Here is a 20758-nt window from a genome sequence, read left to right on the forward strand (position 1 = left end):
GACCGGCGAATCAGGATGAATGTTTTCAAACAGAACTTTGCCGTCATTGCGGGTCTGGTGGTTTCGTCCGTGGGATACGGGCAGGTGCAGAATTTCGACAGCCTCAACGGCTATGCCGCCGGTCCGGACAACCGGCTGATGGTGGTGCGGGACCGGGCTCTGGACGCCCTTCCGGGGACGACCCGCAGCGGGATTGAGTTGCGGGGACGTTACGTGGACCGGGAAATCGACCCGGGGACGGAGCGATTCCGGCGGACGACCGACGGATACGGAGCGCGGCTCGGTCTGTTCGGCGGCCAAGGCGCTTGGCGGTTCGGTTTGGATTTCGATTACGAAGAGCTTGAAACGGACTACCGGGAATTGAGTCCGCCTCCCGGGGCGACGGCGAGTCGGGGGAGAGTCGACACGGAAGGATATCAGTTGGCTTTGCATTTGGTCAGACACCAGGGTGATTGGCGGTTTGGGTTCCAAGGCGGATTCGGTCATTCGGACCATGAAGCGACCCGGCGAAGCGACGCGGAGACCTCCCGGGCCGACTATGACTCGCAGGCCTATTTTGGGGTGGTGCGGATCGAACGGGTGATCCGGTTCGAAAACGGCACGGAGTTGGCGCCGTTCGGCGCCTTGTCGGCGGCACGGGTGAAGACCGACGGTTTCGCGGAACGCGGTTCCCCCGACAGCCGGATCATTGAGGATTTCACCTTGCGCGAGCATTTGGGGATCGTCGGCGTGCGGGTGAGTCGCGCGTGGGACCGGGTGGAGCCGTCGTTGTCGGTGGCTTGGGTACGCCGGTTGAACCGCGACAATTTCGAATTCGCCAGCACGGCGACGGACGGCCTCGATCGTCGGACCGGCGAAGTGGAAGCGCCGTATTCCAATTTGGCCTCGGCCAGCCTTTCGATCGACTTCGACCTGACCCGAGGCTGGTGGTTGCGTCCGGAAGGACGCTACACGGAAGGCGGCGACGACCGGCAGTGGAGCGCCGGCGCGGCCCTCGGGAAAAACTTCTGAGCGGAGTCCGGCGCGACCCTTGGCCGACGAGCCTTCGCCTGAAGGCGGAAGCTCCTGTTGATCTCCGCGGATCGGGGCGGATGATCCGCGTATTTTGTTCTTTCACGTTTTTTTTCGATTTTCACCAGTTTTCTCTCGCACCGTAGCGCGGTTTTAGCTCTCTCTAGGGAAGAATCCTATTAGGCCCGTCGTGGATTTCCTTAGTATGAGACATCTATTTTTGTTCGGTTTTTGTGTTTCGGTTGCCGGTTTTTCGCCGCTGATGGCTGAGGAGGAGAATCCTCTTCATACGGCTGAGCAAACGGTTCTCACCCCGGGGGAGTTGGTAGCGAGGGCTTTGCAATACAACTTCGATATTCAGGTGAGCCGGCTCGATGTGGACATCAGTCGCGACCGGGTGCAGGCGGCGCGGGGTGAGTTCGACCCGGTTTTCACCGTCAACGTCGGCTACGATCAAATCGAACGCGCCCAGAACGCCCGGGACTTTTTCACCGGCGCTCAGCTCGATGTGTTAAAGGAACGGGCTTACCGCGGGACCGTTGGCGTCGGAGGTCTCTTGCCGACTGGAACGCGGTATGAGGTGACCACCGGGACGGTTCGCCGCCGCAATAGTTACACCGAGCGGCCGACGGCCCAGTTTCGTCCGAGAGAATACCAGTCGACCTCGCAGGTGACGGTCATTCAGCCGTTGACCCGGGGGTTCGGTCAAGATGTGAACCTCGCGCAGATCCGTTTGCTGCAGTCGGAATCGCTCGGAGCCAAATACGAGACCCAACTCGGGATTGAGAGCGTGATGGGACAAGTTTTGGCGGTTTGTTTCGATTTGGAGTTCGCGGTGGAGAACATCCGAGTGAAGGAAGAGGCATTGCGGTTGGCCGAAAATCTTTTAAACGACAATCGGCGGCGGGTCGAGGAAGGCCGGATGTCTCCGATCGATGTCACCCAGGCTGAAGTCCGGGTCTCGGAGGCGCAGGAGGAATTGATCGAAGCAAAGAATTTCTACGCCCGCCGGCAGAATCTCCTGCGGGAATTGACTGGCAGTGAATACGATTTCGACGCTCCCTACGTAACAGTTTCCGGAGTTGAAGCGGTTTTGCCGGAACTGGAATTGCATCGCGACGCGCTGGCCGCCGGGATGTTCAATCAGAGTCCGATCTACAAATCCGCTATCGAAGCGGTCGAAGGAGAGCGGATCCGGTTGATGTTTGCGAAAAACCAGCGATATCCCCAAGTGGATCTTCAGTTGACCGCTGGATATAACGGACTCGGTGGAACGTTCGCCGATTCCTACCGTGACTACGACGAGCGGACGCATCCGGACTGGGGAGTCGGTCTGGTGGTTTCCTTTCCGATCGGCGACCGGACCTCCCGGGCTCGGGTGAGCGAGGCGAACCGGCGGCGGACTCAAGCATTGCTCCGGGTGAAACAAGCGGAAGTCCAATTGTTGGCCGCTCTCGACAATGCGGTCCGCGAAGTAGAAACCGGAATTGAGCGCCGGACGTTGATCGAAGACTCGGTGCGTCTCGCTCAGGAGGCTTTGACTGCGGAAGAGCGTCGCTTGGACGCCGGCCGGACCACCAGCTACAATGTTTTGAGCCATCAGCGCGAACTTTCCTTCGTCCAGAGCCGGGCGTTGGCCGCCGATGCGGAGATCCGCCGGGCCAAGGCTCAGTTGCTGCTGATTCAGGGAGGCCTGGCGCAGTCACTCGGGTTTGAAATTAACTTCAATTGAGGATTCACGTATGATCAAGCTGCACCATCTTTCTTCTACCACTTTCTCCGCCGCATCGGCAGTTGTCGCCATCGTCGTCGCCGCAGGATTGCATGCCGACACCCCGCGGGCCACCGGATTGGTGTTACCGTATCTGGAGGTGACGGTGAGCAGCTCGGTGCAGAGCCACGTCGAGGAACACCTGGTCCGCGAGGGGGACTTGGTGGAGCAAGGGGAGGTGTTGGCCCATTTGTTCGCCCGGATCGAGCAGTTGAACATGCAGCGGGCCAAGGCGGCGCTGGAAAAGCGGGAGTTCGATTATCAGGGAATTCAGAATCTTTTCAAAGAGCGACTGATCAGCGAGGACGAAGCTTTGGCCAGTCGGATCGAGCGCGATCTCGCCCGGCTTCAATACGAGATCGCCGCCGAAAACGTCGCCCAACGGGTGGTCAAGGCTCCGATTGGCGGGGTGGTCGTCGAGCGCCGGGTCGAAGCCGGCGAAACCGTGCGCCCGAACGATCCGATCTTCGTGATCGTCGATATCGACCAGGTTTACGTGCAGGTCTTCCTGGAGGCGGAGCAACTCCGTCGCCTGTATCCGGGGCAAAACGTGCTGGTCACCTTTCCCGAGCTCGACATCTCCGAGCCGCGGACCGGGGTAGTCGATTTCATCGATCCCCGGGTCGATCCGGCGAGCGGACTGCTCCGGGTGAAGGTCCTGGTGCAAAATCCGGACCGGGAAATCAAAGTCGGGGTGCGAGCCACCACGGAGTTCCTGAAAGAAGTCGCCCAGGTCGAGGAGGCCGAGGCGCCGATCGTCGAATGAACCAGGGCCGCGAAGTTCCGGCCGGTCAAGCAATCAAGTAGTTAACCATAAACCACTGACGGATATGTCTCTAGAGCAACCCTATCAGTCTCCCTCACCCACGGCGTTGGAATTATTGGAGTCATGCCGCTTGTTCAATGGTTCGCCCCCGCAGTTTTGGGAGAACTTCGCGGGCGCTTTCCGGGAACTGCTCCAGGCCCGCCGGGTGCGGATGTTGGTGCGGTCCGCCGAAGGGTGGAAGGTTTTGGCGGTGGTTCCCGAGGAACGTCCGGCCGCCCTCCCATTGAGCGAGGCGCAATTCCAGGCGTTGAGCGACACCGCCTTGGCCGAGGGTTGGGCGCAAATGCCGTTGACCGGCGTTTTGGGAAGCCAACTTCTCTTGGTGAATCTGAAAACCGACGACCAAGGGACCGCATGTTTCGCGGAAGTGGTCCTCGACCATGAGGACACCACTCCTCCCGGATTTTTGCGGATGGTCGCCGACACCCCGAGGATGTATCAGCGAAACCGGGAGACACTGCGGTTGCAGGAACGGTTCGATCACTACGCCCGGGCGTTGGACATCCTGGCGATCGTCAACGGCCACAAAAAGTTTTCCCCGGCCTCGATGGCGTTGGTCAACGAATTGGCCGCCCGTTTTCAAGCGAGCCGGGTGACGCTCGGTTGGGTCGCCCAACCGTATGTCAAGGTGGTCACCGTCAGCGGCACCGAGAAGTTCGACCGAAAGATGGCGGTGCTGCAGGAACTGGAGGCGGCGATGGAAGAGTGCCGCGATCAGGATGAGGAACTGGTTTGGCCGGCGAATCTCGGAACCGACTCGGTTTTGCGGGATCATCAGGCGTATGTGAAAAGCAGCGGTGCGGGCGCCGTAGTTTCGATTCCGCTACGTTACGACAACGAAGTGGTCGGGGTGGTGACACTGGAGCGGGAGACGGAGATTTTCGATGAAATGGAAGTCCGCGGCTTGCGGGTGATCGCCGATCAAGTCGCTCCGCATTTGGCCTCGGTCCGGAAGAGCAGCCGCTGGTTCGGTTGGCGCTGGGCTCAGGCTTGGCGGGCCGGATTCGCCAAAGTTTTGAGTCCCCGCCACACATGGTGGAAGGTGGCGGCGATCGCCGGGTGCGTCTTCATGTTGTTCGCCATCTTGGTTCCGTTCAACTACCGGGTTTCGGCGACGTTCATCATCCGTCCCGACAGTCTCGCCCACATGCCGGCTCCATTTGATGGATACATTTCCGCGGTGCATGTCCGCCCGGGGGATATGGTCCATGCCGGGATGCCGTTGTTCGAACTCGAAGACCGCAGCCTGCGCATCGAAGAGGCGGAGGTGTTGTCGGAACTCCGCCGTCATGAAGCCGAAGCCGAATTGGCGGAGGCCGAAGGTCGGTTGGCGGAACTGCGGGTCTCTCGCGCGGCCCGGCAACAGGCGCAAGCCCGGTTGGATATGATCCAGCATCGGCTTTCCCGGGTCCGGGTGCTCGCTCCGTTCGACGGGGTGGTGGTCCAGGGCGATTTGCGCGACCGCCTCGGCGCTCCGGTAAATCAAGGGGAGGTGTTGATGCAGGTCTCGGAACTGGAAGGACTTTACCTTGAAGTGCGGTTGCCGGAGCGGGATATCGACCTGATGGCCGATCGCCGGACGGGCGCGGTGATTTTCGCCAGCCGTCCCGATCTGCAATTCCCGATGAACATCGAAATGGTGGCACCGATGGCGGTCGCCGACGAGGAGGGGAACGCCTTTCTGCTACGCGCTCAACTGGAAGATGAAGCCGATTGGTTGCGCCCCGGGATGACGGGAGTGGCCAAGATCGAAGGCGGGGAACGCACCTTGTGGTGGCGGGCCACCCATCGGATCGTCGATTTCATCCGGATGAAACTTTGGATCTAACCCAGGGAACCTGCTGAAGCTTATGGCCGCCGAACGTCGATTATTCAGCGAATCCTGGCACCGGGTCGCCGGTCAGAAAATCCGCCTCCGTCCTTCGGTGCGGGTGCGCAAACAGTTTTTTCGGGGACAAAACTGGTTCGTCGCGAACGACCTTTACGCCGACCAATATTTCCGGTTCCGTCCGGAGTCGTGGGATTTCATCGCCCGGCTCGACGGCACCCGGACGGTCGACGAGGTCTGGCGGAGTTGCCTCGACCGTAACAAGGACGAGGCGCCGAGTCAGAACGAGGTGATCCAGATGTTGGCGGAATTGTATCAGGGAAACCTGATCATCTCCGATTTCCCGGCCGACGTCGCCCGCCTGTTCGAACGGCAGAAGAAACGTCACGCCCGGGAATGGAAGGCGCGCCTCTTCGGCATCTTTTTCCTGCGGATTCCGTTGTGGGATCCCGACATGTTCCTCAACCGGACTATCCGCTGGGTCCGTCCGCTGTTGTCGCCGTTCGGAGCGCTGTTGTGGCTCGCCTTGATCGGCACCGCCCTCGGGGTGATCGTGTCGAACTGGGAAGCGCTGTTCCAACGCACCCAAGGCGTCCTTGACCCGGGGAACCTGCCTCTGCTCCTCTTGGCGTTTGTCATTGCAAAGTTGTTACACGAGTTCGGTCACGGTTACGCGGTGAAACGGTTCGGCGGGGAAGTCCACCGGATGGGGATCACTTTCCTCGTGTTCACCCCGATTCCGTATGTCGACGCAACGGCCGCCTGGGCCTTCCGGGAACGGTGGAAGCGGGTCTGGGTCGGTTCGGCCGGGATGATCGTCGAATTGGCAATCGCCGCGGTGGCGACCTTTATCTGGGCCGCGACCGGACCGGGATTGTTGAACGCGTGGTGTTTCAACCTGATGGTGGTCGCCTCGGTTTCGACGATCCTGTTTAACATCAATCCGCTGCTCCGGTTCGACGGTTATTACATTTTGTCAGATTTGACGGATACGCCGAATCTGCAACCTCGGTCGGGGAAGCAGATGAAACACCTGGTCGAGGAGTATGCCTTCGGCGGACGCCATTCCCAAAGTCCGGCCGAGAGCAACGCCGACGCGGTTTGGCTGACTTCGTTCGGGGTGGCGAGTTATTGCTATCGGGTTTTCATCACCTTCACGATCATCATGTTTGTGGCCGACCGATACCTCGGGCTCGGCTTTATCGCGACGGTGTTGACCATTCTCGGATTCTTCGTGATCCCGTTTTTCAAGGGAATCAAATACCTGATCTCGGAACCGCGCATCGAGCAAGTCCGTTCCCGGGCCTGGATGGTGACCGGTGGGACGTTGGCGGTGTTGTTCGTGCTCCTCGGGGTCTTGCCCGCGCCGCGCCATGTCCGCGCCCCGGGGGTGATTCAAGCCAGCGGCGCCGAGTATTTGGTGGTCCGGACCAATGGACAAGTCGAAGAGTATGCCGCCGGAAGTGATGTGGCGGCGGGCCAACCGATCCTCCGCCTCAGCAACCCGGAGTTGGCTTTGTTGCGTCGGCAATTCGAAGCGGAAGCGGCTCGTCTCGACGCGGTCGAGCGACGCCTGATGTCGAGAGGCGGCGCCGGACGGGAGGTTTTGGAAGAGCGGAAGCGGGTCAATGACATTCGTTTGGCGGAGCTCCGCCGGGAAGAAGAGTCGCTGGAACTCCATGCGCCGATCAGTGGCCGGTGGGGCGGACCGCAACCGGCGGCGTTGAACAATCGCTGGTTGAAAAAAGGGCAGGTGCTTGGGGAAGTGGTGCCGGATGGAAATTGGCGATTCTTCGCGGTCGTGGGCCAGCAGTCGGCGGGGCCGTTGTTCGAGCAGGAGATCCACCGGTCGGAGATCCGTTTCCGGGGATCGGCGGACCAGGTTTTCCGCGCGTCGTCAGTTCATCTCGTCCCCGGTCGTCAGGAGCGGCTTCCGAGTCCCGCGTTGGGTTGGCCCGCCAAAGGGAAAGTCCGGACTCGCGCCGACGACTCGACCGGAATGCGGGCAGCGGAACCCTTTTTCCTGGTGATTCTTGAAGTGGAAGACGGGACGGCTCCGTTGCATCACGGACGGGTCGGCGAAGTTCGCTTCCGCCTCGATTCGGAGCCTTTGTTCCAGCAAGGGTACCGTTGGCTCCGCCAGCTTCTCCAACAACGATTCCAACTCTAGTGGACCGACGAATGAAATATTTTCGCGCCACGGAATGCGGGGTAGGAGTGATGGGAAGACCGGCTGAAGCCGGAACTCCAACGGATGGAGGAGGCGTGCGATGAGCGCCCCGGCGACTCGGAGATTTTTGCCGCCCCGGGTAGAGGCGAGACAGACCGAAGTTCCCACGGTCGAAGAAGTGCCGCGCGGCTTGGACGGCTGGGTGCACGACATGATCGGACGGTGGCGATCGCGGCCTTCCGAGGGACGGCGTCTATGGGAGTTGTCCGGTCGCATTGAAACGGAAGTCGACGAGTTGCGGAAGTATTCCGAGCGTCGGTTGCGTTCGCAGATGCACAAGCAGCGGGAAGCGGTCCGCCGCCGGGGATCCGCATGGGCGGAGGAATTGCCCGCCTGTCTGCCTTTGGTGGTGGAAGCGGCGCGGCGAACCGTTGGGTTGCGCGCCTACCGTACCCAGATTATGGGGGCGTTGGCCATCGGAGAAGGTTTCCTGGCGGAGATGGCGACCGGGGAAGGGAAGACCTTGACGATCGCCCTGGCGGCGGCGGTGGCGGGTTGGACCGGCCGGCCGTGTCACGTCATCACCGCCAACGATTACCTGGCGGAACGCGACTCGAAACAGTTCGCCCTCTTTTTCGAATTGTGCGGACTTCAGACCGCCTTCGTGGTCGGGGCGGTCGAAGGGGCCGACCGGGGGAAGCGTTACGAAGCCGACGTGGTCTATTGCACCGGCAAGGAATTGGTCGCCGACTTCTTGCGCGATCAAATCGTCCTCGGGCCTTTGGCCGATTCCACCCGGCGGGCGGCCGTCCGGCTTTCGGGTCGTATCCAGCGAATCCCTACGGTGTTGCGTGGATTGCACACCGCCATTGTCGACGAAGCGGACAACCAGTTGATCGACGAGGCGGTGACGCCGTTGATCATCAGCCGGAAGGAAGAGAACTCGGTGTTGACCGAAGCTTGCGGCGAAGCCGAGAAGTGTGCGGCCGCGTTATTGCCGGGGGAGCATTACGACGTCAACGAACGTCATAAGGAGGTCCGGTTGAATAGCGCGGGACGGGAGCGGATCCGCGAATGGTGTTCGACGCGACAAGGTTTTCTTTCGGCCACGGATTGGATGGCCGATCTGGTGACTCAATCGCTCCAGGCGCGGCATTTTTTCCTGCGGGACAAGCAATACGTGATGGTCGACGGAAAGGTGGTCATCGTCGACGAGTTCACCGGACGTTTGATGCCGGGACGCAGTTGGCGACTCGGTTTGCACCAGGCGGTCGAGGCGAAGGAAGAGGCGGAGCTTTCGGCTCCTTCGGAGACCTTGGCCCGGTTGAGTTTTCAGAAGTTCTACCGATTGTTTCCGCACTTGGCCGGAATCACCGGAACCGCCCGGGAGTCGGCGCGGGAGTTTTGGCGGATCTACGAATTGCCGATGGTGGAGGTGCCGCGTCACCGTCCGAATATCCGCTCGGATTGGCCGAGTGGATTTTTCTTCCGCGAGGATGACAAATGGGAAGCGATCGCCGCGGAGATCGAGGCGTTGCATGCGGAAGGACGTCCGGTCCTGATCGGCACCCGGAGTGTGGCGGCCAGCGAACAGTTGGCCCGCACTCTCTCCCAACGCGGATTGGTGCACTCGCTTTTGAACGCGGTGCGCAACAACCAGGAAGCGGCGATCATTGCCGAAGCCGGGGAGAGAGGGGCGATCACCATCGCCACCAACATGGCTGGTCGGGGAACGGACATCATGATCAAGAACAGCATCCGGGAATTGGGTGGATTGCATGTGATCGTGACTGAAGCGCATGAGTCGGGCCGGATCGACCGTCAGTTGCGGGGCCGGGCTGGACGTCAGGGCGACCCCGGGAGCAGCCGCTTGTTCGTCAGTTTCGACGATGAATTGCTCCAGCGTTTTCTCGGGCCGGTGACGGCTTGGGTTGTCCGCGGATGGTATCATTCGGCGTTGCCATGCCGTCGTTCGGTCTTGCGGGCGGCCGCCTGGTGGGCTCAATTCCGAGCCGAGCGCAAAGCCCGCCGCCAACGATTCCTGGTGATGCGCCAAGACGCCGAGATGGCGAAAACGGTTATCGGCGGCGGTCCCCGGCAGTTTTAGGCAAGGGGGTTGGAAGTATTCGCGGGCTTTAGGCGAACAAATTTCCTGTTGTCCAGACGGGATTGCTCGATAAAGTGAATCCATGATTCGGGTGGTTAAACGAAAACTCAGGGAGTCGAAATCCAGCCGGGATTGGTTGAAGGCAACCGCCGCCGAACGCATTGAAGCGATAGAGGCAATCAACGGTCTGCGGGAGAAAGAGTATGCTGAACAGGCATTTCCGAGAGTTCATCGAGTTACTCGAAAGCCACGGCGTTAGGTATCTGATTGTCGGGGGTTACGCCGTGGGATTCCATGGATTCCCCCGATATACTGGCGACCTTGATGTATTCATTGCTATCAGCGAAGAAAATGCCGGAAGAATGATGGCGGTATTTTCGAGCTTCGGGTTCCCAAACCTGGGGTTGAGCGAACAGGATTTTCTCGAAGAAGAGATTGTGGTCGAAATCGGCCGGGAACCGCTGAAGATTCAGGTATTGACCGGGATTGATGGGGTCACTTTTGACGAATGTTTCCAGAGTAAAACCGATTTGGTGATCGGCAATCAAAAGGTGCCCGTCATCGGGTTTGATCAGCTCTTGAAAAACAAGGCAGCATCTCCCCGATCCAAGGACAAGATCGATTTGGAAGAACTTAAACGGATCCGGGGTACCCAGTAGCAGCAGGCTTGGGAAGCGCCGCCGGCTCGGCGCGGTAATTTTGGCGGATCTATGAGTGGCTGATGGTGGAGGTGCCGCGTCACCGTCCGAACATCCGGTCGGATTGGCCGAGTGGATGTTTCTTCCGCGAAGACCAAGCCAAAAGTAGTGGGGTTGGCTCTGCCGCCCCATTTCCGTGACGCGGTAGACCGGGGTCGTTTGATCGTCCTTGGCCGCTGCGGTCGGGCGGCGGAGCCAACCCGACTACGGGGATGCGGGCTGAATGGACGCCCCCAGCCACTATGGGGTTGCTACACGAAGAGATTGCTTTCCTCGCTGTAGTTGATTTCCGGATATTCGAAGCCGAAGAGGCGGAGGAAGTCGCGGCGATAGCCGTCGAGATCGGAGATTTGGTGGATGTTTTCGGTGGTGACTTCTTGCCAGCGGCGGACGACTTCTTCTTGCACGTCGGCGCGCATTTCGAGCTCGTCCACGCGGATTCTCCCTTGGGAGTCGAGTTCGATGGGACCGCCGTGGTAGAGGCGGTCGGCGAAGAGGCGTTGGGCTTGTTCGATGCAACCTTCGTGGAGGTGCTTTTCTTTCATCACCCGAAAAAGGAGGGCGATGTAGAGCGGGACCACCGGAATGGCGGAGCTCGCCTGGGTGACGACGGCTTTGTTGATGGAAACGAAGGCGCGGACGTTGGCGGCGCTGAAATGGTCGGTGATTTGACGGGCCTTTTGTTCAAGGTCGGCTTTGGCCCGGCCGATGGTGCCGTTGTGGTAGATCGGCCAGGTGACTTCGGGGCCGATGTAGGAGTAAGCGACGGTGATGGCGCCGGGAGCGAGCAGTTTGGCTTTCGCCAGTGCGTGTATCCACATTTCCCAGTCTTCGCCGCCCATGACGGCGACGGTGTCGGCGATTTCCTCTTCATTGGCCGGATCCAGGGTGACCTCATGGACGATTCCTTTTTCCACGTCGACGCTCTTGTCAGTGAACGATCCCTGGATCGGTTTAATCACCGATCTGTGGAGAGCGCCGGTTTCCGGATGGGTGCGGCGGGGGGAGGCGAGACTGTAGACAACGAGGTCGATCGGGCCGAGATCGTTGGCGATCCGGTCGATGGTTTCCGCTTTGATGGAGTGGGAAAAGGCGTCGCCGTTGATGCTGGTGGCGTAGAGTCCTTCCTCACGGGCGAACCGTTCGAAAGCAGCGGTGTTGTACCAACCGGCGCTGGCCGGTTTTCCTTCGGCGGGCGGGCGTTCCAGGGAGACGCCGATCGTCCGCGCCCGCGATCCGAAGGCGGCGACAATTCGGGAGGAAAGGCCGTAACCGGCCGAGGCGCCGATCACCAGGACATTGCGGGGACCGCCGGAGATGCGCTCGGTTCCGCGGACGTAATCGATTTCCTCTTGGACATGGGCGGCGCAACCTTCCGGGTGGGCGGTGACGCAGACGAAGCCGCGGACTTTCGGTTGAATGATCATTGGGTGCTGGATACTGGATGCTGGATACTGGTGGCTGGATGCTGGTGGCTGGATGCTGGGTGCTGGGTGCTGGTGGCTGGATGCTGGTGGCTGGATGCTGGTGGCTGGATACTGGATGCCGGATTTTGGATACTGGTGGCTGGATGGCTGGATGGCTATGTGCTGGATGGGTGGCTCAGGCGGGGGCGACGGTGTCGCGGAGGAGAAGGTTGATCACGTCGACTGCGGAATAGGAGTCCTGGCCGGGCGGGATGAATTCGGCGATGCGGGAAGTGTCGTCGCCGGCGGTCACCAGGGGTGGTTCCTCCGTGCCGTCTTTTTGGATCTGGGCGAGGCCGACCGTGGCGAGTAGTCCGTTGCAGACGCATTTGCGTCCGGTGGTTTCCTCCGGAGAACCACCCTTGCGGATGAAGTCCTCTTCGGGTTCGCCCGGACAGCGGTAGCCGACCGTGCCGTCGGCTTGCCGGAAGGCCCGGCGGAGGTAGCCGAGGTCGCAGATTTTCGACCGTTTCTCGAAGACGGCGGGCTCGGAAACGGTGCCTTCCAATTCGACGACTTTCAGTGGAAAGCCGGTCGGGGAGGCGAGGGGATCGGTGAAGACGCTGGTTTCTCCGCGGCGGCTTTGGTCGATGATCTTTCGGCGGATTTCCGGTTTGATGCCGGAGTCGTCGCAAAAGGCGAACGCGGTGCCGACTTGGATACCGGCGGCGCCGAGGTCGAGGGCCTCCTGGAGTTTGCCGGGTCGTCCGTAGGAACCGGCGAGCCAGAACGGAAGTCCGAGCGCTTGAATTTTGTCGAGTTCCGGAATGTCGCGTTCGCCGTAGATCGGTTGTCCGGACGAATTCAATTGCATCGGCCCTCGGGGTGGGGCGTTGTGCCCCCCGGCGGTCGGGCCTTCGATGATGAAGCCGTCGACCCGTCCGCTCGCTTTCCGGGCGAGGGTGGTCGCCAAGGCGGAGGAACTGATGATGCCGAGAAATTTCGGGCGGACGAGCGGCGGGGGAGCGCCTTCGAAAAACTCGACCGGGTCGAAGGTGGAGGAGAACTTTTCACCCGGGAGGGCGCCGGCGACGTCGATGTTCATTTCGACCGGTTGATGGTCGGCCAAGCGGTCGAGGATACCCGGGATGGCCCGGGGGATGCCGGCCCCCATCAGGACGTAGTCGACTCCCGCCAGCATCGCGCCGAAGAGGGAACCGAGCGTGGGGAATTGGATCTTTTCCAACAGATTCAGACCGACCACTCCGGAGTGGTTTTCCTTCGCGAGGAAAATCTCGGTGAAGTTCGCCACCACGGTCAGTTCGAGCAGGCTGCGCGAAAAGCGGAGATTGGGAAGCGAGTTCAGTTTGAACGAAGCCTGGTCCGCTTTTCCCTCCGGCAGGAAATATTTCTGCAACACCCGGAGCGCCATCTCGGGATGGGGGAAGGCGTCCAACGCCCGGCGGATGTGTCCGCCCTGGTCGCCCAACTGGAGGCGTCGGGCGAAGATGGTGGCCAGCGCGGTGCCGGCGACGACTCCGAGTTGCCCTTCCCGGGAGACGGCTCGGGCGAGCGGCCAACTGGACACGCCGGCCCCCATGCCGCCTTGAATTATCAGTGGAAGTGCCATTATGTGAGCCTTTCTGGCTTTGCCGCCGGAGCGATGAAGAAGACCGGCGAAACTTGATCTATATCAACTAATTGAAGTGGGTGGACCCAGGGTGTCCGACGCTTCGGGCAACCATTGCGGCGTCCCGGGCAACGGGCGACGAGGTGGACTTGGCGGCGAAGGTTCAACGTGGTTGAATCATCGTCGGCCGGAATCCGGCGAGTGACATCGGACCCGAAGGATTCGGAGCGGAACTCGGGGTTTCCTCCTCGTCCTCCATCGGCGCGAAAATTTTCGGCAGGGCGAGCCATCCCCAGTAGAGGTGGGCGACCAACAACATGACCGCCGAAACCACCAGCGCCGGAACCCAGACCGACGGCGCGATCTCTCCGGCGAGACGGACGACCAATCCGCCGAGATAGAGCCCGACGATGATCCCGACCGGGCGAAGTTTGCTCTTGAACAAATGGGAGTAGCCGCTGTGACCGTAAACCACCCGGGTGCCGACGATCAGCGTGAGGAGCCCGAAACCGCCGAGCAGCAGGATGTGGATGGTGGCGATCCGCGCTTCGGGAAAAACCAGTCGGGCCCACGGAGCGGCGAGACTGCAAAGCAGCGCGATGCGCACGCCGTCGGCCATCCAGCTTTTTACGTTGAGGTTTTTCCACATCGGAACCTGGTAGAAAACGTAGGCGGTCAGCGGGAGGGCGACGACCAAGGCGCCGGTCCGGATGAAGCCGGCCGCCTGGAGAACGGCGCCGAGGATGATGACCGCCCCGGTGATCCCGGCGAAGCGGGCTTGGCGTTTCCAGGCCGGGGTCGGATTGCGTCCGTCGGGCATGCTTTGCTTCGACGGCATTTTCAGCAACCGGGGGGCCAAAAACGCCGCCACCCCGAGCACCAGGAAGAGAAGGAAAATTTCGACGAGGAAAAGTTGTCCCAATCGGTAAGCGAAGCCGTAGGCCATCGCGGCCTCGCCGGTCGCGACCAAAATCGTGCCGAGAGCTCCGAGGCCCAAGCCGGAAACCACCAGCACGAACGACGGCGGCGGAAGATCGCGGCGGGCCGGAAACCGGGTCAGCCCGAACGTGGCCGCCAAGCCGAGGAGCAGGAGGAAACAGAGGTGACCGGCCAGATGCAGTCCGGCGAGATGGAACACGGTGTTGGCCGCGACCGCCGCCAAACCGGTGACGACCCAACGCGGACCGGGTCCCGGGACTTCGAGGATCCGCGGGAGGGCGGTCCAGAGAAATCCGATCGCAAACGCTCCGAAGAATCCCTGGATCATCAGGAAGGCGTGGGGCCGCGCGGGAAACCCGACGGCGCCCATGAAGAAGAGCGGCCAGACCGCGAGGGCGATCAGGCTGATCAACCAGCCGAGGATGAAGAAGGGCCGGAACGGTTCCGCCCGGAAGTGATGCCAGCGCCCCGCCGGCGGGACCGGCGGCTCGTTGAAGAGGCGGATCGGTTGGAGCGGGCGGGGGCCGTTTTCGGGTGGTTGCGAGGATGTCATCGGATGAAGGGCGGAGTTTTTAACCGCGGATAATCACTAATTAGAGGGTATCCGAAAAGGGTTTCGGACGTTCTGCTTGGCTGAAACAGCGGTGACACACCCCACCATGCTCGCGCATGGTCCCCCCCTCTGAAGAGGGGAATTGCTTACAAAAAGATCCCCTCTTGAGAGGGGGGGACCGCTCGCTAGAGCGGTGGGGTGTGTTTCCGGGCCGGTCCGGTCACTGCAAATCCTTTTCGGACTGGACCTAATTAAACACGAACGACGAGCGGCGCCGGCCGGGAAATCACTCCGTGCTTTGCGCCACGTCGATCGGATCGCCGATCAGGCGGAAGTCGCCGATCATGCCGGTTTGGACGTGTCCGGGAATGGTGCAGTAATAGGTGTCGTCGCGTTCCGCCCGGAAAGTGACGCTGGTGCGTTCGTCCACGCGGATGATTTGTCCGCTCTTGGCGCCGTGTTCGCGGAGGGCGATGTCGTGCGGCATCACTTCGCCGTTGACGATGGTGATCCGGACGATCTCGCCTTTGCGGGCGGTGAGGACGGGGTTTTTCACTCCGTCGAATTCGCCGCCGATGCCGTAGTAACCGGTCATCATGGCCTTCAGGAGGTATTCACGATCCGCGGACTCACCCTCGGCGAGTTGGAGACCGGAGTCGCTTTGGTTGCAGCCGGCGAGCAGGAAAGCCAGCAAGGCGGCGGTGAAAACTTTGAGGAAGGATGATGTCTTTTTCATGATGGTTGTATTCTATACTGGATACGGGCAATGAAGGTTGATGCGGATCAAAAAGCCCGGTGTTTTGATCAGCCGATGAGGAAAAAGGCCCGTTCGGCGGCGAAGGCGGCCAGGACGACGGGAAGATAAACGAGGGAAGTCCGGAAGAGCGCCCGGGCGGCGACATCGCGTTCGGAAATCCGACGGAACCGGATGGCGGCGCGGAGATAAACGGTTCCCATGACGGCGGCGGTCAGAAAGCCCGCGACGCCGATCTCGCCGAGGGCGAGAAAGATGGCCGGAAAGAGGATCAGGACGATGGAATAACCGATGGCGTGGTTGGCGGCCTGGTTGCCGGTCGGTTCGGTGAGGATCCGCATTCGGAGGCCGCCGTCGGCGTAGTCGCGGCGGTAGCGCCAGGCGATCGGATGGAAGTGGGGCATTTGCCAGAAAAACAGAATCGCGAACAGGAACCAGGCGAAGAGCGAAAGGGAGTCGTGGGCGGCGGCCCATCCGATCAGTGGCGGAAGAGCGCCGGAGATCGCGCCGATCTCGGTGCACCAGGGGGTGATCCGTTTGAGGGGAGTGTAGATCAACCAATAGACCACGGCGGCGGTGAGGGCGAGCAGGGCGGTGAAGAGGTTGAATACGACGCCGAGAAGGAGCACTCCGCCGAGGGCCATCGAGAGGCCCGATACGAGAACGGCGGCGGAGGAGAGTTTGCCGGCCGGCAGGGGCCGGGCGCGGGTCCGGTTCATCCGGGCGTCGATGGCCCCCTCCGACCATTGGTTGAGGGCGGCGGCGCCGCTGGCCGAGGCGAAAACCCCGAGGATGAGGAGGAAAAGTTGGAGGATGGAGACCTCGACCCCGGCGGCGAGAAAGGCGAGCACGGCGGGGACGGTGGCCATCGAGGTTAGCTTGAGCTTGGTCAGTTCGCGAAGCATCGAGGCGGTCGCGGCGAAGCTTCCCGTGCCGGCGGGAAGGACCGCGATGACCTGCGGATTCGATTCTGTCGAGGGTGTGCGCATGATGGCGTTATTCTCGCCTCTGTCGGCCTGACGCGGCATGATTCAAATCAAGAAACGGGTGCGATCGGTGGATTTGGGACGGTTTTAGGCCTGAACCTGCCTTCCGCAATTGAGATAGCCGCGAAAAAGCACAGAAGGCCCCATCCGGGCCGCGCCCGGGGAACAACATGGAATGAAATTTCCTTTCCACTGGGAGGGATGGCATCCTGCCGTCCGCCGTCGGCGTCGTTTCAAGATAAGGTCGGCTGGAAGCCAACCCTCCGATTTGGCCCTGCAACCCGCATTTGCGCCTCTTCGCGGCTAATCAACGGGCTCTAATGAATAAAAAAGCGCGCGGCCGGAAGAAAGCTTCGCGGACCGCGCGCGAATCAGGTGCGGAAGGTGGCCCGGAGGTCAGACCTTGGGCAGTTCCGCGGGAATTTCGACGGCGTGCGGGTGGTTCCGTTTTTCCCGTTGGTGACGGGCCCGGTTGCGGAGCATCCGGTCGAGTTTCTGGGTCAAGGCGTCGATCGAGAGGTGCATGTCCGGGGAGGTGTGGGAAGCGACCAGATCGGGGCCGTTGACGGAAATGATTCCCCGGGCGGTGAAGAGGCGGTCGCTATGCTTCGGATGTTCGAAATCGAGTTCGACCCTGAGCCGGATGATGCGGTTTTCGTGACGGAAGAGCTTTTCGGTTTTTTCGCTCACGTAGGCCTTCAAGGCTTCGGTGAGTTCGATATGGTGTCCGGAGATAATCAGGTCGTGTTGTTCCATGTTTTGGTTGGGATTAATTGTGCCATTCATTTGGCGGGGGAAGTATCCCACAAACCGGTCAAAACGGCTTTGCGTTTATTGGACTATCCTCCGCGTCTGTTGGGAATCCGGAAGGGAAGAATTGAACCGCAGATTTCGCGGATAGGCGCAGATGAGGAAGCCGCGTGCTTTAGCCGCCGGAGCTGGATGTAGCGTCGAGCTTTCGCTCGATGAACCGTGCCGCAGTCCCAGTCGAAGGGGGAGAATCGAACCGCAGATTTCGCGGATAGGCGCAGATAAAGGAGCCGCGTGCTTTAGCCGCGGTGCTGGATGTAGCGTCGAGCTTTCGCTCGATGAACCGCCGCGACCCCCGTAGAAGGGGAAGAATTGAACCGCAGATTTCACAGATAGGCGCAGATAAAGGAGCCGCGTGCTTTAGCCGGCGGTGTTGGATGTAGCGTCGAGCTTTCGCTCGATGACCCGCCGTGGTCCCCGTAGAAGGGGGGAGAATTGAACCGCAGATTTCGCGGATAAGCGCAGATGAGGGAGTCGCGTGCTTTAGCCGCGGTGCTGGATGTAGCGTTGAGCTTTCGCTCGATGAACCGTGCCGCAGTCCTCGTTGATGGGGGAGAATTGACCGCAGATTTCGCAGATAGGCGCAGATAAAGGAGCCGCGTGCTTTAGCCGCCGGTTTTGGATGTAGCGTCGAGCTTTCGCTCGATGAACCGCAGCGGTCCCCGTAGATGGGGGAGAATTGAACCGCAGATTTCGCAGATAGGCGCGGATGGGGGAGCGGCGTGCTTTAGCCGGCGGTGTTGGATGTAGCGTCGAGCTTTCGCTCGATGAACCGTGCCGCAGTCCCCGTAGAAGGGGGGAGAATTGAACCGCAGATTTACAACAGCGGCTTTTCCAATCCAGTTCAGTTCAGGCATCGTGATGATGGTCGGGTACGGCCACCATTTCGCCAACAGGACAGGGGGCGCGCAAGTCTTTTAGGCAGCTAGACTTCCCCGGTGGGGAACTCTTCTCCGAATAACTCCCGGTAAGAATCCGCGAAGCCATGAAAAGGCAGGTCGTTCTCGTAAGCCCAATACGCCACCACGGACCGCACCTTCTCCATTTTGATGTGGCCTTCATCGACCATCAGCTTCAGGAGCTCAATGGTCTTCATCGTCCAAATCCCATACATTTCGGCAAAAGCGATCATGTCCTGATCATCGGTCACCACCGTCAGACCCACTTCAGAAGCCGTCGCAAGAATCTTCACGTCGACCTTGGACGGGCCGAGGCCTTCCTCCTTCACCCATCCCCACATGTATTCGAAAGTCTGTTCGATCCCCTTTTTGTCGGCAGCACTGAACTGTAGCGGCCGTCTCCGATTCTCCACATACTCCGGATCATTAACCCAATGGAACTTGTTCTGAAGCCGGGAGCTGCGCTGAAACTCGCGCATCAGATCCCCGTGGACATACAGGGTGTAATCTTTCTCTCCGAAGGTTTGGAAGAGCAGGGGGTGAACATCCTGCGCCAGCCGGAAATAACTGGTGGAGTCCAGGAGTATTTTCGTCTGCGCCATGGCGACGGTTACTTGTCGCCACCCGCTGTTAGTGCCTCATGAAACGCCCGGGCGTCCATCAACGACACGTCCATAATGCGACTTACGGCGCTGGGCGCAGCCTGCTTATCTTTCAAAAACGCCTTTAGCGCATGGAAGAAATCCGTGCCGAATAGCCCTTGGGTGACCTGCACGAACCGATCCGCGCTTGGTCGTTCATCATTGAAAAGCCCTTCGCTGACCATCTTGTAGCCGCGGTTAAACTGGGCGATCGCAATGTGGAGCGCCTTCTCGGAAACTTTGGGGAAATTCAGTGAGTGTGCTCCCGAATATTTCTCCAACTCCATGTAAATCGAATAAGGTGAGACCCTGTAGGCTTCAGCAGCGTCCACCAGAACATGAATCCGTCCTCTGTCGGAACGGGCCGTGCGGTATTCCGGCCAAAACTTTTCGGCCGCTGGTTCAGGAAAGATCAGAGCGCCGGCGAACGCATCCGCGAAATCTTCAGCTTCCTCCAGTTTTCCAGCCTCCAGCAGGTTCGCGCTTAGAACATGTCCCAGTTCATGAGCCATCCAGAATTTAAAGTCATGTGCCTCGACGTCCAGGTTCAGGAAAATCCAGGTAGTCTTGGATTTCGGCAGAAAGATATGAAGGGCATTCTCATGCCGCTCTTTCTTCCCCTGCATGGCAGGGACGATCACCGCCTGGTGTTCTTGAAACTTTTTTATCAGGACCTCAAAGTCGATGGGGGCATCGCCGGATAATTGAAGTTCACGCCGCAGCCGACGCACCAGGGCTTGGAGGTAACGATAGTCGGTCGACGGATCTTTTAGGCGCGGAGGGGCTACAAATTTGTCAAAGTCGAGATAAGCGACCAGCGGCGCTAAAAAATGGCCAATGTTCTTCGCGTGCTCAATGTGCTTTGGCGTGGTCACCGATGCGCCGCGCTTGCGAAAGGCCACGAGTGGTTCCGAAGCCGCTTCCTCCTGCTGCACCAGTTCTTTGTAAGAAAGCCCCAGGAGCTTTCCGAGCTTTAGTAGTTCAGGCGGGCGGGGATACGATTTGCCGGTGAACCATTTCGAGACAGCGGCCCGGGTCAAATTGAGCTTTTCGGCAATGGCTGTTTGATTCAGCCCCTTCGCAGATGCTCTTTCTTCGAGCAGGGACAGGTTCAGCTGCTTATTCATAAAAGCGGTAAGGAGATAGTGAGGACGTCAACTACTGTCAACTAGATTGCCTCCCCTCCCGCCTTTTTGCAAGTTCTTCTCGATTTTATTCCGCCCTTGCGGCGAAGCCCCCGACGGTCGGGGACTTTCGGGCCTGGTTGTAAAAAAGGCGGGCCGCCTCCCCCTAACCTGAACTATTCACGGGCAGGCACAAACCCCGGATTCTAGTGAATATTTGATCACCAAGGTCGATAGGCGGGCCTTGCCTTTCAGCGGTTTCCGCGGGTTTTTGGAGATATCCGAGTGTTGGGTATACACCTCACCTTACCTACCCGGGTTTTGGGCGGGGGAGACCGCCCGTCGGGCATCAAGGGGCATAGGCAAGGGGCATAGGTAAGGGGCAGAGGCAAGGGGTCAGTCCACGCATTCTGCCACATGAGAGGGCCTAGGGGTTATGTCGTGACTCTGGTCAAACTCTCTTCCCTGAGCCTCAAAAAAGCCGCCGCCGATGGCACAGGTGTCCGGTTGGCTTCAGGCCGACCTTACCCTGAACTGAAATGAGGCCGACGGCGGACGGCAGGATGCCATCCCTCCCAGTGACAGGAGAGCATGTCGCCGTAGTC

Annotated in this window: 15 protein-coding genes; 7 read left to right on the plus strand and 8 right to left on the minus strand. The window is 60.2% G+C overall.

The features are described 5' to 3' along the window. Positions 1-15 precede the first annotated feature (15 nt). The 7 genes from ACWUI2_RS05985 (at position 16) to ACWUI2_RS06015 (ending at position 10372) form a co-directional block, all read left to right on the plus strand. Positions 16-1011: an autotransporter outer membrane beta-barrel domain-containing protein gene (locus tag ACWUI2_RS05985; protein WP_486981947.1), complete on the plus strand. Its 996-nt coding sequence runs from the start codon at positions 16-18 to the stop codon at positions 1009-1011. A gap of 205 nt (positions 1012-1216) precedes the next feature. Beyond that, positions 1217-2743, plus strand: a complete 1527-nt coding sequence (locus ACWUI2_RS05990) for a TolC family protein (RefSeq protein ID WP_486981948.1) — start codon at positions 1217-1219, stop codon at positions 2741-2743. A 10-nt stretch (positions 2744-2753) separates the two neighbouring features. Next, the gene (locus ACWUI2_RS05995) at positions 2754-3548 is read left to right on the plus strand and encodes an efflux RND transporter periplasmic adaptor subunit (protein WP_486981949.1); all 795 of its coding nucleotides are present in this window, start codon (positions 2754-2756) and stop codon (positions 3546-3548) included. Positions 3549-3612: 64 nt separating this feature from the next. After that, positions 3613-5436 (plus strand): GAF domain-containing protein, encoded by a 1824-nt coding sequence (locus ACWUI2_RS06000; RefSeq protein ID WP_486981950.1) that lies wholly within the window; start codon positions 3613-3615, stop codon positions 5434-5436. A 22-nt stretch (positions 5437-5458) separates the two neighbouring features. Next, positions 5459-7606 carry a hypothetical protein gene (locus tag ACWUI2_RS06005; RefSeq protein ID WP_486981951.1) on the plus strand — a complete coding sequence of 716 codons (2148 nt, stop codon included), beginning with the start codon at positions 5459-5461 and terminating at the stop codon, positions 7604-7606. 100 nt (positions 7607-7706) lie between these two features. Further along, positions 7707-9713, plus strand: a complete 2007-nt coding sequence (locus ACWUI2_RS06010) for a preprotein translocase subunit SecA (protein WP_486981952.1) — start codon at positions 7707-7709, stop codon at positions 9711-9713. A 203-nt stretch (positions 9714-9916) separates the two neighbouring features. Further along, positions 9917-10372, plus strand: coding sequence for a nucleotidyltransferase (locus ACWUI2_RS06015; RefSeq protein ID WP_486981953.1), 456 nt, complete (start codon positions 9917-9919; stop codon positions 10370-10372). A 290-nt stretch (positions 10373-10662) separates the two neighbouring features. On the opposite strand, the gene fabV is transcribed toward ACWUI2_RS06015, so the two are convergent. From fabV to ACWUI2_RS06055, 8 genes are all read right to left on the minus strand, one after another. Then, on the minus strand, positions 10663-11838 hold the full coding sequence (gene fabV, locus ACWUI2_RS06020) for an enoyl-ACP reductase FabV (protein ID WP_486981954.1): 1176 nt from the start codon (positions 11836-11838) through the stop codon (positions 10663-10665). A 175-nt stretch (positions 11839-12013) separates the two neighbouring features. Continuing rightward, the gene (locus ACWUI2_RS06025; RefSeq protein ID WP_486981955.1) at positions 12014-13447 is read right to left on the minus strand and encodes a nitronate monooxygenase; all 1434 of its coding nucleotides are present in this window, start codon (positions 13445-13447) and stop codon (positions 12014-12016) included. Positions 13448-13610: 163 nt separating this feature from the next. Beyond that, a complete protein-coding gene (locus ACWUI2_RS06030; protein WP_486981956.1) occupies positions 13611-14939 on the minus strand; it encodes an NnrS family protein in 1329 nt (442 codons plus the stop codon). 286 nt (positions 14940-15225) lie between these two features. Beyond that, positions 15226-15675 (minus strand): cupredoxin domain-containing protein, encoded by a 450-nt coding sequence (locus tag ACWUI2_RS06035; protein ID WP_486981957.1) that lies wholly within the window; start codon positions 15673-15675, stop codon positions 15226-15228. Positions 15676-15743: 68 nt separating this feature from the next. Beyond that, positions 15744-16682, minus strand: coding sequence for a heme o synthase (cyoE, locus tag ACWUI2_RS06040; protein ID WP_486981958.1), 939 nt, complete (start codon positions 16680-16682; stop codon positions 15744-15746). A gap of 393 nt (positions 16683-17075) precedes the next feature. After that, the gene (gene hpf, locus ACWUI2_RS06045; RefSeq protein ID WP_486981959.1) at positions 17076-17465 is read right to left on the minus strand and encodes a ribosome hibernation-promoting factor, HPF/YfiA family; all 390 of its coding nucleotides are present in this window, start codon (positions 17463-17465) and stop codon (positions 17076-17078) included. 949 nt (positions 17466-18414) lie between these two features. Further along, positions 18415-18990: a DNA-binding protein gene (locus ACWUI2_RS06050; protein ID WP_486981961.1), complete on the minus strand. Its 576-nt coding sequence runs from the start codon at positions 18988-18990 to the stop codon at positions 18415-18417. A gap of 8 nt (positions 18991-18998) precedes the next feature. Continuing rightward, entirely contained in the window at positions 18999-20156 is a 1158-nt protein-coding gene (locus ACWUI2_RS06055) for a helix-turn-helix domain-containing protein (protein ID WP_486981962.1), read from the minus strand. Between the last annotated feature and the right edge of the window lie 602 nt (positions 20157-20758).

It is taken from the genome of Verruconatronum alginivorum (assembly GCF_056590205.1).

What these genes read in the sequence shown, in the direction of transcription:
- ACWUI2_RS05985 (WP_486981947.1), top strand. Translation starts at nt 16, where the DNA reads ATGAATGTTTTCAAACAGAACTTTGCCGTCATTGCGGGTCTGGTGGTT.
- ACWUI2_RS05990 (WP_486981948.1), top strand. Translation starts at nt 1,217, where the DNA reads ATGAGACATCTATTTTTGTTCGGTTTTTGTGTTTCGGTTGCCGGTTTT.
- ACWUI2_RS05995 (WP_486981949.1), top strand. Translation starts at nt 2,754, where the DNA reads ATGATCAAGCTGCACCATCTTTCTTCTACCACTTTCTCCGCCGCATCG.
- ACWUI2_RS06000 (WP_486981950.1), top strand. Translation starts at nt 3,613, where the DNA reads ATGTCTCTAGAGCAACCCTATCAGTCTCCCTCACCCACGGCGTTGGAA.
- ACWUI2_RS06005 (WP_486981951.1), top strand. Translation starts at nt 5,459, where the DNA reads ATGGCCGCCGAACGTCGATTATTCAGCGAATCCTGGCACCGGGTCGCC.
- ACWUI2_RS06010 (WP_486981952.1), top strand. Translation starts at nt 7,707, where the DNA reads ATGAGCGCCCCGGCGACTCGGAGATTTTTGCCGCCCCGGGTAGAGGCG.
- ACWUI2_RS06015 (WP_486981953.1), top strand. Translation starts at nt 9,917, where the DNA reads ATGCTGAACAGGCATTTCCGAGAGTTCATCGAGTTACTCGAAAGCCAC.
- fabV (WP_486981954.1), bottom strand. Translation starts at nt 11,838, where the DNA reads ATGATCATTCAACCGAAAGTCCGCGGCTTCGTCTGCGTCACCGCCCAC.
- ACWUI2_RS06025 (WP_486981955.1), bottom strand. Translation starts at nt 13,447, where the DNA reads ATGGCACTTCCACTGATAATTCAAGGCGGCATGGGGGCCGGCGTGTCC.
- ACWUI2_RS06030 (WP_486981956.1), bottom strand. Translation starts at nt 14,939, where the DNA reads ATGACATCCTCGCAACCACCCGAAAACGGCCCCCGCCCGCTCCAACCG.
- ACWUI2_RS06035 (WP_486981957.1), bottom strand. Translation starts at nt 15,675, where the DNA reads ATGAAAAAGACATCATCCTTCCTCAAAGTTTTCACCGCCGCCTTGCTG.
- cyoE (WP_486981958.1), bottom strand. Translation starts at nt 16,682, where the DNA reads ATGCGCACACCCTCGACAGAATCGAATCCGCAGGTCATCGCGGTCCTT.
- hpf (WP_486981959.1), bottom strand. Translation starts at nt 17,465, where the DNA reads ATGAATGGCACAATTAATCCCAACCAAAACATGGAACAACACGACCTG.
- ACWUI2_RS06050 (WP_486981961.1), bottom strand. Translation starts at nt 18,990, where the DNA reads ATGGCGCAGACGAAAATACTCCTGGACTCCACCAGTTATTTCCGGCTG.
- ACWUI2_RS06055 (WP_486981962.1), bottom strand. Translation starts at nt 20,156, where the DNA reads ATGAATAAGCAGCTGAACCTGTCCCTGCTCGAAGAAAGAGCATCTGCG.